This is a genomic window from Kitasatospora sp. NPDC094016, assembly GCF_040304045.1.
In the GTDB taxonomy this organism is placed as follows: Bacteria; Actinomycetota; Actinomycetes; order Streptomycetales; family Streptomycetaceae; genus Kitasatospora.
The window spans coordinates 125,593-141,127 of record NZ_JBEOUK010000013.1 but is presented as its reverse complement, the minus strand read 5'-3'; the positions used below and the strand labels follow the sequence as shown (position 1 = coordinate 141,127).

Here is a 15,535-nt window from a genome sequence, read left to right as displayed (position 1 = left end):
GGGCCCGCCCCCGGGGTCTTGGCGGCTCAGCCGCCGAGGCCCCGCAGGGTGTGGTAGACGCCGCAGGCCTGGAGGGCGAGCGGGAGCAGGGAGAGGGCGCTGAGGGTGTGCAGGATGTCGGCGATCCGGCCCCAGTAAGGGAGCAGGCGCCGGCCGGGGACCGTCCAGGCGACGACCAGCAGGGCGACGGCCACCGCCAGCAGGCCGCCCAGCAGGCCGAGTCGCTCGGTGGGCGAGGCCGATTCCGCGGCCCGGGAGACCAGCACCAGGCCGCCGTAGACCCCGGGCAGCAGGATGCTCAGCCGCTGGCGGATGCTGCCGACGGCCCGGCCGTGCAGCAGGAGCAGCAGGCTGAGCGCCGCGGCCTCGGCCGGGCCCGCCCAGCCGTCGGTGAAGGCGAGGACGGTCAGGCAGGCCGCGCAGACGGCGCCGATCGCCGTGTAGAGGGCCATCAGGTAGTCGTCGGCGATCAGGGCGCGCGGCAGCACGGCGGCGGCCGGGACGGGCTCGATGTTCTCCTGCAGTTCCTCGGCGTTGCGCGGGAGCATCGGCAGCCGCAGTCCGGAGAGCCGGAAGGCGAACGACGGCACGAAGGCGCCGATCAGGACGGCCACCACCGCGACCACGGCGACCAGCTTGCCGAGCGTCAGCCCCGCCAGCACCAGCACCCCGGCCAGCACCCCGAGCACGGCGACCAGCACCAGCCCGAGGAAGAGCGGGGCGGCCCCGCCCACCGCCGCCAGGGCCAGCACCGCCGCGCCGGCCCCGGCGGAGGCGGTCGCCAGCACCCGGGCGCCGAGCAGGTCGTCCCCGCCCGGGCCGCTGGGCAGCAGCAGGGCGGCGAGGCCCAGGTACGGGACGGCGGCGGCGCCGAGCGCGGCGCCCGCGCCGGCGTCGGCCATGGCGCGGGAGGCGCTGGCGGCGCCGAGCAGCAGCAGGGCCGCGACGGCCGCCGCGGCGGCCTGGCGCGGGCCGGCCGGGCCGGGCAGGGCGAGCAGCACCCAGGCGGCGGCGAGGGCCGTGAGGGTGACGGCGAGGGCGAGGCGGCGGGTGAGGGCGGGGCGCCAGGTGTCGCCGCGCTCGTTCATGCCGGAGGCCACGCCGTCGACCAGGTCGTCGAAGTGGACCGGCGGCAGGGCCTGGTGGCGCGGGCGCAGGTGGACCGCGTCGCCGTCGTGCAGCTTCAGCGCCTCGGTGCTCTGCTCCTCGTCGAGCGGGTCCTCGCCGAGCCGTTGCAGCACCCAGCCGCCGTGCTCCAGCCCGGTCTCGGCGAGGTCCGGGCCGGCGTGGCCGAGGATGGCGGGAAGCAGGTCGCCGAGCGGTACGTCGGCCGGGACGGCCAGCTCGAAGACCACCTCCGGCGCGTGGAACCTCAATCGGCACAGTCCTGCGACGACACTGCTGCTCACGCCAGTCCTCCGGCTCGGTGGTGTTCTCCGCTCGGTTGAACGGGCGGCTCGGCGCGCCGCGTTCAACCGCGGTTGAACCCCGGGTGCCACGCCGTCCGTGAGCCAGAGGGACGGCTGTCGCAGTGAGGAGCCCGTCACAGTGAGGAGCCCTGAGTGAGCGTTGTGCTGGTCACCCGGACGCCCCGGCGCCCGGGGCCCGAGATGCCGGACGGCGAGATCCAGTTGCAGGAGCCGCCGGGTCTGCCGGAGAAGCAGAGCGGCATGGCGAGTGTGATCAGCATGGCCCCGATGGCGCTCGGCTCGCTGTCGATGGTCTTCATGTTCCTGCACCCGGGCGGCGGCGAGGGCGGCGGTGGCGCGCTCAGCTACCTCGCGATGGGAATGATGGCGCTGTCCGCCGTCGGCATGCTGGTCACCCAGCTGATCCGCGGTTCCAGCGACCGCAAGCAGCAGCTGCGCGGCGAGCGCCGCGACTACCTGCGCTACCTCTCCCAGGTGCGCCGCCAGGTGCGGCGTTCGGTGGACGCCCAGCGGCAGGCGCTCGCCTGGCGGCACCCGGCCCCGGACGAGCTGTGGTCACTGGTGGGCACCACCCGGCTGTGGGAGCGGCGGGCCGCCCACCCGGACTTCAGCGACGTCCGGATCGCGGTCGGCGCCCAGCGCCTGGCCACCCCGCTCGCCCCGCTCGCCACCAAGCCGGTCGAGGACCTGGAGCCGCTGTGCGCGCACGCGCTGCGCCGCTTCATCCACGCCTACGGCACCGTCGCCGACCAGCCGATGGCGATCCACCTGCGCGGCTTCGCCCAACTGCTGCTGCGGGCCGAGGACCCGGAGGCCGCCCGCGCCCTGGTGCGGGCCGTGCTCGCCCAACTCGCCGTCGTGCACGGCCCGGACGAACTGCGCATCGCCGTCGTCACCGACGCCGAGCGGCGCACCTCCTGGGACTGGGCCAAGTGGCTGCCGCACGCCCTGCACCCGACCGACACCGACGGCGCCGGCCCGGTCCGGCTGGTCGCCGGCAGCCTCGGCGAGGTCGAGCAACTGCTGGGCGAGGAGTTCACCAGCCGCCCGGGCTTCGAACCGGACGCCGTGCCCAACCGGGACGAGCCCTTCACCGTCCTGGTGCTCGACGGCCCCGGCGCCCACACCGGCAGCCGTGCCGCGCTCACCGGCTACCGCAACGCCGTCCTGATCGACCTGTCCGACAGCCTGGAGTGGCGCGCCGCCCGCACCACCCTGCGGCTGCGCATCGACGACGGACGGCTCGCCATGATCGGCGCCGACCGCAACCGCAAGGACGTCGCCACCGACCTCGGCCGCCCCGACGCGCTCGCCGTGCCCGCCGCGACCCGCCTCGCCGCGCTGCTCGCCCGCTACCGCATCGCCGACGGCGTGGACGTCGCCGAGCCGCTCGCCACGGACTTCGACCTGACCGCCCTGCTCGGCATCCCCGACCTGAACACCCTGGACGTCGAGGCGCTCTGGGGCCAGCGCGGCATCGCGCAGCGGCTGCGCGTCCCGCTCGGGCTCGGCCCGGACGGCCGCCCGGTCGACCTCGACCTGAAGGAGTCCGCGCAGGGCGGCATGGGCCCGCACGGCATGCTGATCGGCGCCACCGGCTCCGGCAAGTCCGAACTGCTGCGCACCCTGGTGATGGCGCTCGCCGTCACCCACTCCTCCGAGGTGCTCAACTTCGTCCTGGTCGACTTCAAGGGCGGCGCGACCTTCCTCGGCCTGGACGGCCTGCCGCACACCTCCGCCGTGATCACCAACCTGGCGGACGAGGCCGCGCTGGTCGACCGCATGCGCGACGCCCTGCACGGCGAACTCATCCGCCGCCAGGAGCTGCTGCGCGAGGCCGGCTACGCCTCACTGCTGGACTACGAGACGGCGCGCGCCGGCGGTGCCGCGCTACGCCCGATGCCCACGCTCTTCGTCGTCGTCGACGAGTTCAGCGAACTGCTGTCCGCGCACCGGGACTTCATGGAACTCTTCGTGATGATCGGCCGGCTCGGCCGCTCGCTCGGCGTCCACCTGCTGCTCGCCTCCCAGCGCCTCGACGAGGGCCGGATGAGCGCGCTGGAGTCCCACCTGTCCTACCGGATCGGCCTGCGCACCTTCTCCGCGATGGAGAGCCGCGGCGTCCTCGGTGTCCCCGACGCCTACCAGCTGCCCTCCCAGCCGGGCAACGGCTTCCTGCGCAGCGACATCTCCACCCTCACCCGGTTCAAGGCCGCCTACGTCTCCGGGCCGTACCGGCCCAAGCGCCGGTCCTCCCAGCAGGCCGCCCTCGCCGGGCAGGTCGTCTCCTACGGCACCGACTACGTGCTGCCGCGTCACCTCCCGGCGGCCGCGGTCGAGCCCGAGGAGGAGCAGGCGTCCGACGGCTCGCTGCTGGAGGTCGCCGCCGGCCGGCTGCGTGACGCCGGACCGCCCGCACACCGGGTCTGGCTGCCGCCCCTGGACGTCCCGCCCACCCTCGACGAGTTGCTGCCGCCGCTCGTCCCGCACCCCGACCGCGGCCTCACCACCGAGGACGAGCGCTCCCACGGCGCGCTCGGCCTGCCGGTCGGCATCGTCGACCGCCCCTTCCAGCAACTGCGCGACCTGCTCACCGCCGACCTGGCCGGCGCCGGCGGGCACGTCGGCATCGCCGGCGCCCCGCAGAGCGGCAAGAGCACCATGCTGCGCACCCTGATCACCGGCCTCGCCCTCACCCACACCCCGCGCGAAGTCCAGTTCTACTGCCTGGACTTCGGTGGCGGCACGCTCTCCGCCCTGCGTGGGCTGCCGCACCTCGGCGGCGTCACCGGCCGGCACGACGGCGAACGGGTGCTGCGCACCGTCGCCGAGGTCAACGGCATCATCACCCGCCGCGAGCAGTACTTCGCCGAACTCGGCATCGACTCCATCGCGGCCTTCCGCCGCCGCAAGGCCGCCGGGGAACTGCCCGACGACCCGCACGGCGACGTCTTCCTCGTCATCGACGGCTGGAACACCCTGCGCCAGGAGTTCAGCGACCTCCTCCAGCCGCTCACCCTGATCTCCCAGCGCGGCCTCAACTACGGCGTCCACCTGGTCATCGCCACCACCCGCTGGGGCGAGATCAGCGGCGGCCTGCGCGACCAGCTCCAGACCCGCTTCGAACTGCGGCTCGGCGACTCCGTCGACTCCGTCATCAACATGCGCGCGGCCGCCAAGGTCCCCAAGCTGCCCGGCCGCGGCCTCACCGACGAGCAACTGCACTTCCTCACCGCCCTGCCCCGGATCGACGGCTCCGGCAACACCGACGACCTCGGCGACGGTGTCGCCGACCTGGTCGACGCGGTCGCCGCCCACTGGACCGGCCCACGGGCCCCCGAGGTCCGGATGCTCCCGCTCACCCTCGACGCCGCCGCACTCCCCGCCCCCGAGGGCCGGCTGCGCGTCCCGATCGGCCTGGAGGACACCGAGGTCTCGCCGCTGTGGCACGACTTCGAGGAGAACCCGCACCTGCTGGTCGTCGGCGACAGCGAATCCGGCAAGACCAACCTGCTGCGGCTCATGATCAGCGCCATCACCTCCGCCTACACCCCGGCCGAGGCGCGGATCATGCTGGTCGACTACCGGCGCGGCCTGTTCGACGCGGTGCCCCAGGAGTACCAGCTCGGCTACGCGGTGGCGGTCGACAAGCTCCGCCAGATCGTCGACGGCGCCTCGCGCGCCATGAAGAACCGCATCCCGCCCGCGGACATCACCCCCGCCCGGCTCAGGCTGCGCGACTGGTGGACCGGGCCCGAACTGTTCATCCTCGTCGACGACTACGACCTGGTCGGCTCCACCAGCGGCGCCCACCCCTTCGCGGCCCTGCTCGAAGACCTCGCCCAGGGCGCCGAGATCGGCCTGCACCTGGTCGTCGCGCGCGGCGCCAACGGCGTCGGGCGAGCCCTCGGCGACCCGCTGATGCGCAAGCTCCAGGAGGTCAACTCGCCCTCCCTGCTGCTCTCCTGCCCGCCCTCGGAGGGGTACCTGTTCGGCAACGTCAAGCCCCGGCAGTTCCCCGCCGGGCGCGGCCTCTACATCACCCGGCGACGCACCGTCCAGGTGCAGACCGGGCACGTGGCGGACGAACCGGAGGCCGGCCGGTGACCGCCTCCACGCTGCGGGCGCTCGGCCCGCACTACGTCATCGCGCCGCCCGGCGCGGAGGCCGCCGGACTGGCCGAAGCCCTCGGGCCCGTCCGGGCCGAACCCCGCGCGCTGCTGCTGCTGGCCGCCGCCGCGGACGCCGCGCCCGTCCTGCTCTCCTCGCTCGACGACCTCGTACGGGCGGCGGGTGAGCGCGGCGCCGACGTGCTGGTGCTCGCCGCCTCGGGACTCGCCGCGATCGGGCCGGACGGACGGCGGCCCGCCGAACTGCTCGCCGCCCGCTCCGGGCTGACGATCGTCGCGCCCGACGCGATGGTCAGCATCGAGCCGGACGGAACGCTGTCCGCCCCGGACGGCTCCTGGTGGCGCTGCCCGCCGGGCGGCGCCCAGCTCCGGGCCGAACCGCTCGGCGCGCGGTGGCCCGCCGCGGCCGCCATCACCCCGCTGACGCGCGATGCGTACTGGGTCACCGAAATCGCGGGCCGGGCGCGGCCCGCCGCGTTGGACCACGCGGCCGCGACCGACGGCGGACTGCTGCTCGTCCTCGGCGAACCGGCCGGGCGGCTGCCCACCGGGGCCCAACTCGCCAACGCCGCCGCGCTGCTGCTCGGGACGGTGGCGGAGGACGCGCGCCTCACCCTGAGCGCGCCCTGGGCCGCGCCGGTCGAGCTGATCGAACTCGCGGCGGTCGCGGCGGCCTCGCTGCGGCGGGAGGTCCGGGCGGCCGTCGGCCTGCCGGTGCGGGGCGCGGCCGGGCTGCGCCACGTCCACCTCGCCGCGGACGGCACCGAAGGGTGGGAGCCCTACCTCACCGAACTGGTCGCCTGCCCGACCGACCGCACCGTCACGGCCGTCGGCTGGCGCAGTCGGCCCGACCTGCCCGCCGCCCCCGGGCCCGCGCGCTACCCGGCCTTCCCCGGCTGGGAACTGGAAGCCGTCGCGGCCGGACTCTGGCTCCGCCCGGCCGCCACCGCGGACCGCGGCCCCCGCCTCCGCAGGCCCGACCCGGCCGGCCCCGCCCTGGTCGTCGGGTCTCCGGGACGCCCTGTCCCCGAGACCGTCTGGGATCACCTCGGGGCCGTTCTCGGCTCGCTCCCGCCGGCGCCCGCGCGCCTCACCCTCACCGTCGCCGGGACGCTGGACGTCGAATCCGGGGCGGTCGGGCGCTTTTGCGCGCGGCTGTACGGGCTCGACTGGGTCGGACCCGCCGCGTCGGTCGCCGTGGCGGCACCCGGCCCGGAGGCGGCGCCCGCGCTTGCGGTGGCGCCCGTAGCCGTACCTGAGCCCGCGTCGGTGGAGCTCGGAGCGTCGGGGGAGGCGGACCCGGCGCCGCTGCAGGTGCCGACCGAGTCCGCGACGCCGGAGCCGGTGGCCGCGACCGGTCCGGTGTTCGAGATCGGGACGGAGGCTGGGACCGGGACGGAGGCTGGGACCGGGACGGAGACCGAGGCCGGGACAGCGGCCGAGGCTGAGGCCGGGATCGCGACGGATCCGGTGGCCGTACCGGTCCCCATGGCGACGATGGGGGTTCTCGGAGGAGAGCCCGGGGAACGCCCCGCTTCCCCTCCCGCCCCCGAGCCCGCCCCCGGGCCGACTGCGGCCGTGATGGGCGACACCGGCACGACGTCGGCCCCGGACGCCGGCCCCGGCCCGGCCGTGGAGACGGGGGCGAGCGTCGCACCCGGGGGAGACCAGGCGCCGCCCGACGGGGAGGCCGGCTCCGGGCCCGCGTCGGCAGCCGCTTCGGAGGAGACCACCCCCGCAGCGGAGGAGGTGCCGGCCCCTGCCCCGGCACTCGACCCTGAGGCCGTGCCCGTGGCCGCGTCCTCCGTGGCGGTGTCCATGGAGGACACGGAGGCCGCCGAGACCGCCGAGCCGCCGGGAACCACGGCGGGCCGGGCCGGGGCACACCCGACGCCTGAACCCACGGCCGGCTCCACGCCGGGGCAGGCCCCGGTACCGGCCCCCGAGCAGGTCCCCGAGCAAGCTCCGGCGCAGCCGACCGCCCCGTCGTCGGACCTGGTCGAGCTCTCCACCCCCGCCGAGGACCGCGCGGCCCTGATCACCCTCCTCGGGCCCGCCTACCAGCGCTTCGTCCGGCGGGCCGAGGACGTCGCGACCCGACTGCCCGGCCTGCGCGCCCGGGCCGACGAGGGCGATCCGCGGCCCGAACTGGTCGCCGTGCTGCTCCACCACACCGACTCGACCGTCCTCGCCGGGCGGGCAGAGCTCCGCGCCGCGGCGCGGTCGGGCGCCCCGGGCCCGTTCGGCCCGTACCTGCGCTGCCTCGCGGCCGGGCTTCGGCGGCTGCCCAGCCACTACGGAGGCGTGCTGATGGCGGGCCCGGTCGAGTCGGCCGACCTGGCCGCCTACACCCCGGGAACCGTGCTCACCGAGCGGGCCCCGGTCAGCGGTCTGGCGGCGCCGGGCGCGGACTTCGGCGAGGACGTCGGGGTGGAGTTCGCCATCTGGTCCGTCGGCGGCCGCCGCAGCTCGGTCTTCGGAGAGCCGGGCGACCAGCCGACCGTGATCTTCGCCCCGGGGACGGAGTTCGAGGTGGTGGACGTCGACCTGCCGGACGAGACGACCGGGCGTCCGGCCCGCGTGCTGCTCCACGAGATCGGCGGCGTCCGCCCGCGCCCCGACCGCCTGCGCAGCTGGCTGGCCCGGCGCGACGCCGTCGCGCCCGCCGACCGGATCCGCCCCGCCGACCCGGCCCGCTACCTCCTGGACCTCGGTGGCGCGGCCGGCCGGTGACGTCCTGTGGGGACCGGGCGGCCCCGTCGTGGCGCGGATCACCTGGTCCGAGGCACGGCCCGGCCGGTGGTGGGCCCTGGGGCGTGTTTCGTCATTCCCGCCGGGCGCGCGACGCCGGGCATCCCGGCTGGACGCACCGGCGAAGCACCCAAGTACGGCCCAGTACGAGGGCGCTCCGCCGGCACGCCCAGCCGGGCGCGTCATGGGGGTACCTCCCGGCCGAAGGCTGGGGGAGCCGCGCGCTGATCCGACGCGAATGATGAAACACGCCCTGGCCCCGACCCGGCCGGTCGAGCCGTCGGCCGACGGACCGGCACCCGCGATGAACCCGGGGCGGCCTTCCGTCCGTCGGACGAAGCGTAGGGGCGAACCGGCGGGAGGAGTGCGGGATGAGCGGGACGATGCGGGACGACTTCCGGTTGGCGTCGGTGTTCGACGCCGTGGACCCGGTGACGGGGCCGGGCTTCGGGCCGGACCGGCCGAGGATCGAGGAGCGCGCGGAGCGCGAGGCACTCGTCGGCTACCTGCGCGCGGGCGCGCCCGTGCTGCTGACGCCGATGCTGATGGACGACGTGGTGGACCGGCGGCGGCGCTCCGTCGTCCCGATGGGCTTCCGTACCGACGGGTCCTGGATCTGGACCGACACCGTGACGTACTACCTGGAGGAGTACGGGCTGGCGCCCGACCCGGAACTGCTCGCTCACGTCCGCGCGCAGGGCGACGGCCCGTGGGCGGCGCCCGACGCGGCGGTGCTGGAGCGGGCGGTGTCCTTCGTCCTGACCCCGCCGGACGCCGAGGAGGAGCCGGTCTGGACGGTCGGCTCGTAGCGGCTGAACCGGTTCGGCCACTCCGTCCGTACCTCCCCACAGGAGTGTCGTCGAGTGCAGGGGATGCATGGTGGCCGAGGAGAAGCGCGGCGAGGCGGGGCGGACGAGCGCCGGGTTCCAGCTTCCGGAGGTGAACTGGGCCCTGGCGGCCGAGGCCGAGCCGGCGGAGGGTACGCCGGTGGCGGCCGCCTCGAAGGAAGCGGCCTCGGAGGAAACCGCCTCGGCGAAGGGTGAAGCGGCGGAGGCGGGTTCCAGCGCCGCGACCGCGGTGCTGCCCGCGCAGCCGGAGCGCGAGCAGCCGGCCGCACCTCCCTCGGTCCCGCCCGTGCCCGCGTCTGCCACGACGACCGCAGCACCCGCCACCGCGACACCCACCGCCGCCGGGACGCCCGAGGCGGTGGCCGCCGCGAGCGTCGCCGAGCCCTCCACCGACACCGGCACCGACCAGGGCCCCCGGCCGGGCCGGGTCTCCCGCCCGATGATCGCGGCGGCCGTCGCCGTCGGCCTGGTGCTGGTGGGCACTTCCGTGGTGGTGACCCAGCTCGGCGGCAACCAGCAGAAGGGCGGCCCGGCCCAGGCGGACGCCCCGCCCGGCTACGGGCAGAGTGGTGGGGACGGCGGCAACGGCTTCGTCCCGAACTTCGACGAGCACGGCGGTACCAGCGGCTCCGGCGGCACCCCTGCCCCCGGTCAGCCCGACGCGGCGGTCCCGGCCGTGGACGCCGGCACGGGCACGCCCGCCCCGAGTGACCAGCCGGCCTCGGCCCCGAACGGCACCGGAAGCGGCGGAGGCGCGGGGGGCACTGCCGCTCGATCCGGCGGATCCGCTAACTCCGGTGGTGGCAGCGCGAGTTCGACCACCGCTCCAGGTCGGGCCCAGGGTGGCTCCGGTTCGGGCTCCGGTTCCGGTTCGGGTTCCGCTTCCGGTGGCGCCGCCGCCGCTGCCGCCGCAGGTGGCGCGGCGGGGAGCGTGGCCGGTGGCGCCGCCAACCCCGCCCCGCAGAACCCCGCGCCGCAGCAGCCGGCCCCGCAGAACCCCGCGCCGCCGCCGGCTTCCCAGCAGCCCGCACCGCCGCCGCCCCCGCAGAAGGCCGCGCCCACCGTCGTGGTCACCGGCCCGTACTGCGGCAACAAGAGCGGCGCGTACAGCCAGAAGGGCTGGTTCGACCAGGGCGACTCCGGCTGGCGGAGCAACTCCGGCGGCTACAGCGGCGACGGCTGCAACGGGACGTACACGTCGGTGCCGATGTCCGGGGACGGCAAGGACGACAAGAACTCGGTGGTGTGGACCTTCACCCTGGACAAGGTCACCAGCTGCACCCTGGACGTCTACATCCCGGCCAGCGGGGACGTGAAGAAGGTCGGCGGGAACCCGACCTACTACACCGTGCAGAGCGGCAGCGGGTCGAGCGACTTCAAGATCAACCAGACGGCCAGCCAGGGCCGTTGGGTCGGCGAGGGCACCTTCCAGTACCGCGGCTCGCTGTCCGTCACCCTGCACACCCGAGGCCAGGACTGGGGCGCCGCGAACCTCGCCCACCACGCCGCCAGCGCCATGCGCGTCACCTGCACGCCCTGACCCGGTCCTCCTCGACCCCGACCCGAACCTCCGACCCCGACCTGGTCCTCCGAGCAGGTCGCGAACGAACGCCCCACGACGAAGGGAACCCCCAGGCATGTCGCGCCCGGTGCTGACGGTCTGCGCGGAGCAGCGGGAACGCGGCTCCTACCGCACGATCGGCGAAGCCCTCCAGGCGGCCCGCAGCGGCGCGGTGATCTCCGTACGTCCCGGCCGGTACGAGGAGAACCTGGTGCTCACCAAGGTGGTGACCATCACCGCCGAGGACGTCCGGGGCAGTGTGCGGATCAGTTCGCGCCGCGGCTCGGTGGTCCAGGTCCTGGCCGAGGCCGTCCAGTTGACCGGTCTGGTGATCCAGGGGCAGGACGATGACCTGCCCGCCGTCGACGTCCCGCGCGGCCAGCTCGCTCTGCAGGACTGCGAAGTGATCGGCAACGCCTGGACGGCCGTCCTCACCCGCCAGCAGGGCGAACTCGCCATGCGCGGCTGCCGGGTGGTGAACACCGCCGGCGCCGGACTGGTCGAGACCTCCACCGGCGCCAGCGTCATCGAGGACAGCGTCATCGAACACCTCGGCACCTCCGCCCTGGTGATCGGCGAACGGGCCAACCCCACCGTGCGGCGCTGCGTCCTGCGCGACGCGCGCGGCAACGGCATCTGCGCCAACGGGGAGGCGCGCGGAGTCATCGAGGACTGCGAGATCTCCGCCACCGACAAACCCGCCGTGGCCCTGGAGGAGCAGAGCACCACCCGCCTGCTGCGGACCGAGGTCCGCGACAGCGCGGTCGGCGTCTTTCTCGGCTCCACCGCCCGGGTGGTGCTGGAGGACTGCACCGTCACCGCCGTGCGCGGCCACGGCTACGTCCTCACCAACGGCACGGACCCCCTGCTGCGCCGCTGCCGCGCCGTCCGCAGCCAGGGCCACGGCCTGCACATCGCCGGCCGTGCCCGCGGCACCTTCGAGGACTGCGAGGTCACCGCCGCCGCGCAGGCCGGCATCCACGTCGACGAATCGGCCAGCCCCAGTCTGGTGCGGGCCGTGGTGCGCGACAGCGAGACCGACGGCGTCGACCTCACCGGCGAGAGCGCCGCCGAGTTCGACCGCCTGGAGGTGCGCGACGCGGCCGGCGCCGGCGTCGTCATCCGTGACGGCGCCAACCCGCTGCTGCGCCGCACCACCGTCACGGACGCCGGTGGTCACGGCGTCGAGGTGGTGCGGGACGGGCGCGGCCGGATCGAGGACGCCACCGTGCTCGACGCGGGCAAGAACGGCATCCGGATCGCCGACGGAGCCAACACCTACCTCGGCGGCAGCCTCGTGCGCGGCAGCAAGGCGTGCGGCATCTCGATCGGCGCCGAGGGCATCGCGACCCTGCGCGACGTCGAGTCCGCCGACAACGCGTTCGACGGCGCGAGCGTCGAACACGGCGGTGAACTCACCGCGACCAGGACCAGGCTGCGGGCCAACCGCCGGCACGGGCTCCACCTGCTGCCCGGCGCCCGCGCCACCCTCACCGGCTGCCAGCTGACCGACAACACCGTGGACGGCCTGCGCTCGGAGTCCGCCGAACCCGTCCGGCTCACCGACTGCGTCACCGCCGAGAACCAGGGTGCCGGGCTGCGGCAGAGCGAGCCCACCGACCGGCTCGCCGTCGAGAACCTCGACAGCCGGGACAACCGCTCGCCCGACGCGCACGGCACGGTCACCGCCGCGGCGACCGCCGCCGGGGACGGGGGCGAGTCCGCCGACGGCACTCCGCAGGAGGCCCCCGCCGCTCCCGGACCGCAGGGCCCGCAGGCCGTCCTGCAGACGCTCGTCGGCCTGGAGGGCGTCAAGGAGCAGGTCGCCACCCTGGTCAACCTCAACAAGCTGGCCCGGCGCCGCGAACAGGCCGGGCTGCCCTCCCTCCCGATGAGCCGCCACCTGGTGTTCGCCGGCCCGCCCGGAACCGGCAAGACCACCGTCGCCCGGCTCTACGGCGCCATCCTCGCCGAACTCGGCGTGCTGCGCAGCGGCCACCTGGTCGAGGTCGCCCGCGCCGACCTCGTCGCCTCGATCATCGGCGGCACCGCGCTCAAGACCACCGAGGTCGTCATGGAGGCGCTCGGCGGCGTGCTCTTCATCGACGAGGCGTACACCCTGTCGGCCGGCTCCGGCGGGACCGGACCGGACTTCGGCCGCGAGGCCATCGACACCATCGTCAAGCTGATGGAGGACCACCGCGAGGACCTGGTGGTGATCGTCGCCGGGTACGAGAACGAGATCCGTGACTTCCTGGCCTCCAACCCGGGCCTCGCGTCGCGGTTCAGCCGCACCGTCGAGTTCCAGAACTACAGCGTCGACGAACTCACCACCATCGTCGAACACGCCGCCGGGGGCCACGGCTACGAGCTCGCCGACGGCACCCGCGAGGCCCTCGCCGTCCACTTCGACCGGATGCCCAAGGGCGCCGACTTCGGCAACGGCCGCGCCGCCCGCAAGGTCTTCGAGGAGATGGTCGACCGTCAGGCCTCCCGACTCGCTGAACTGGAGGACTTCGACAACGCCGACCTCAGCCGGCTGCTCCCCGCCGACGTCGGCGAGCAGGCGGCCGCCGCCGTCGCCCGTGCCGCCGCCGGATCCGACGAGCCCGAGGAGCCCGGCCTGCTCGACCGGCTGCGCGGCATGGTCGGCCTCGCCGCCGCCAAGGAGCAGGTCGAGGACCTGGTCAACCTGACCCGGCAGACCCGCCGCCGCGTCGAGGCCGGACTGCCCGCCGCCACCATCAGCCACCACCTGGTCTTCTCCGGCCCGCCGGGCACCGGCAAGACCACCATCGCCCGGCTCTACGGCGAACTCCTCGCCGAACTCGACGTCCTGCCGGCTGGTCAGCTCATCGAGACGGCCCGCGCCGACCTCGTCGGCCGCTACATCGGCCACACCGCGCAGCTCACCCGCGACGCCTTCGAACGTGCCCGCGGCGGCGTGCTCTTCATCGACGAGGCCTACACCCTGACGCCCCGCAACGGCACCGGCGGCGACTTCGGCCAGGAGGCCGTCGACACCCTGATGAAGCTGATGGAGGACCACCGCGACGAGGTCGTGGTGATCGTGGCTGGCTACCAGGAGGAGATGCGCGGCTTCCTCTCCTCCAACCCCGGCCTGGCCTCCCGCTTCTCCCGCGAGATCACCTTCGACCACTACGCGGACGACGAACTCGTCACCATCGTCCGCCTCCAGGCGGAGACCGCCGGGTACAACTGCACCCCGGAGACGCTGGCGGCGCTCGGCGAACTCTTCGCCGCCGTCCCGCGCGACCGGTCCTTCGGGAACGGGCGCTTCGCCCGGCAGGTGCTGGAGTCGATGATCACCCGGCAGGCCGGCCGGCTCTCCCGGCTGGAGGTGGCGGACCTGGACGAACTCAGCCTGCTGCTGCCCCAGGACATCCCGGCCGGGCGGATCGGCAGCCTCGCATGAGGACGGCGGCCGCCCTTCTCGCCGTCGGACTGCTGCTCCCGACGGCGGGCACGGCCCTGGCCGACACCCCCGCCGGCGACGACAGCCTCCCGGGCGTCACCCAGCTGCGGCGCGACGCGTCCGGGAAGCCGGCCGGCTGCCTGCCGCCGTCCACCAAACGCACGCCGCTCACGCCCTGGCCCCAGACCTTCCTGCGCCCCGACCGGGTCTGGCCGCTCAGCCAGGGTGACGGCGTCACCGTCGCCGTCCTCGGCTCCGGCGTGACCGACGGCACCGGCCTGCTCGCCGGCCGCCTCGACTACGCCCCCAAACTCACCGGAGGCGGTGACCCCGCCCGCGACTGCGTCGGCCACGGCACCTTCCTGGCCGGCCTGATCGCTGCCGACCGCCGCGACGGGACGGGCTTCGCCGGACTCGCCCCACGGGCCCGGATCCTCGCCGTCTCCGTCACCGACGACGGCGGTGCCACGACGGCCGACCTGCTCGCCCAGGGGATCACGGCGGCGAGCGAACGGGGAGCGCGGATCATCGCGGTCGGGGTGGCGTTGCCGGCCGGTAACGACGCGCTCGCCGGGGCGGTGCGGGCGGCCCGGAGCAAGGGGGCGATCATCGTCGCGCCCGCGGCCCCCGACGTCCAGCCCGGCTCGGGGAAACCCGGACCGGCCTATCCGGCCGCCTACGGCGAGGTCCTCGCCATCCGCGACCTCGCCCCCGGCGGCGCCCTTCCCTCGGGCGCCGGAGCCGTCCCGATCGGTGGCCGGGTCGACCTCGCCGCCCCGGGCGACGCCGTCACCGGCACCGGCCCGGCCTCCGGCGGCAACTACACCGGCGCCGGGCCGAGCTTCGCCGCCGCCTTCGTCGCCGCCACCGCCGCCCTCACCCTCGGCAGCCACCCGGACCTCACCGCCGACCAGTTGATCCGGCGCCTGGAGACCACCGCCTACCACGCCGTCACCACCCCCGACCCGCAGGTCGGCTACGGCACCATCGACCCCGTCGCCGCCGTCACCCAGCTCGCGGTCCCCGACCAGGCGCCCCCCGCCGCGACACCGGCCGCCCTCGCCATGCCCCCCGCTCCACCCGCCTCCACCGCCCCCACCCAGGCCGTGGTGATCTCCCTGGCCGCACTGGCCGTCATCGCCCTCGTCGCCGCCGCCGGCGCCGTCACGCCGCGTGCCCGTGCCCGCGGTTGGCGCCCGGGGAAGGCGGAGGACGGCCAGGCCTGAGAGGTGGGCCCGGCCGTCCTCCTGTCGCACCGTCACGCCGCTCCTCGGGCGTGGGTGCCGCGTCCCCGACCGCCGGGCTCCCGGCCACGGCCCCGAGCGCCGGCATCGTGCCCTCGACCGTCGGCGTCCTGGTGCCCCGACGGGCGGGGGTGC

7 protein-coding genes are annotated in these 15,535 nt (G+C 75.4%); 6 read left to right on the top strand and 1 reads right to left on the bottom strand.

What is annotated here, in order from left to right; translation table 11 throughout:
- Positions 1-26: 26 nt before the first annotated feature.
- The gene (gene eccD / locus ABT015_RS15370) at positions 27-1,376 is read right to left on the bottom strand and encodes a type VII secretion integral membrane protein EccD (RefSeq protein WP_350879526.1); all 1,350 of its coding nucleotides are present in this window, start codon (positions 1,374-1,376) and stop codon (positions 27-29) included.
- A gap of 234 nt (positions 1,377-1,610) precedes the next feature.
- Here eccD and eccCa point away from each other — a divergent pair, with 234 nt between their 5' ends.
- From eccCa to ABT015_RS15340, 6 genes are all read left to right on the top strand, one after another.
- Positions 1,611-5,537: a type VII secretion protein EccCa gene (gene eccCa / locus ABT015_RS15365; RefSeq protein ID WP_350879566.1), complete on the top strand. Its 3,927-nt coding sequence runs from the start codon at positions 1,611-1,613 to the stop codon at positions 5,535-5,537.
- Entirely contained in the window at positions 5,534-8,293 is a 2,760-nt protein-coding gene (locus ABT015_RS15360; RefSeq protein WP_350879524.1) for a hypothetical protein, read from the top strand. The genes eccCa and ABT015_RS15360 overlap by 4 nt, the downstream gene beginning before the upstream one ends.
- A gap of 389 nt (positions 8,294-8,682) precedes the next feature.
- A complete protein-coding gene (locus ABT015_RS15355) occupies positions 8,683-9,120 on the top strand; it encodes a hypothetical protein (protein ID WP_350879522.1) in 438 nt (145 codons plus the stop codon).
- Positions 9,121-9,187: 67 nt separating this feature from the next.
- The gene (locus ABT015_RS15350) at positions 9,188-10,699 is read left to right on the top strand and encodes a carbohydrate-binding protein (protein WP_350879520.1); all 1,512 of its coding nucleotides are present in this window, start codon (positions 9,188-9,190) and stop codon (positions 10,697-10,699) included.
- 97 nt (positions 10,700-10,796) lie between these two features.
- Positions 10,797-14,156 carry a right-handed parallel beta-helix repeat-containing protein gene (locus ABT015_RS15345; protein ID WP_350879518.1) on the top strand — a complete coding sequence of 1,120 codons (3,360 nt, stop codon included), beginning with the start codon at positions 10,797-10,799 and terminating at the stop codon, positions 14,154-14,156.
- Complete coding sequence (locus ABT015_RS15340) at positions 14,153-15,382, top strand: S8 family serine peptidase (protein ID WP_350879516.1); 1,230 nt, start codon at positions 14,153-14,155, stop codon at positions 15,380-15,382. Before ABT015_RS15345 ends, ABT015_RS15340 begins: the two co-directional genes overlap by 4 nt.
- Positions 15,383-15,535 lie beyond the last annotated feature (153 nt).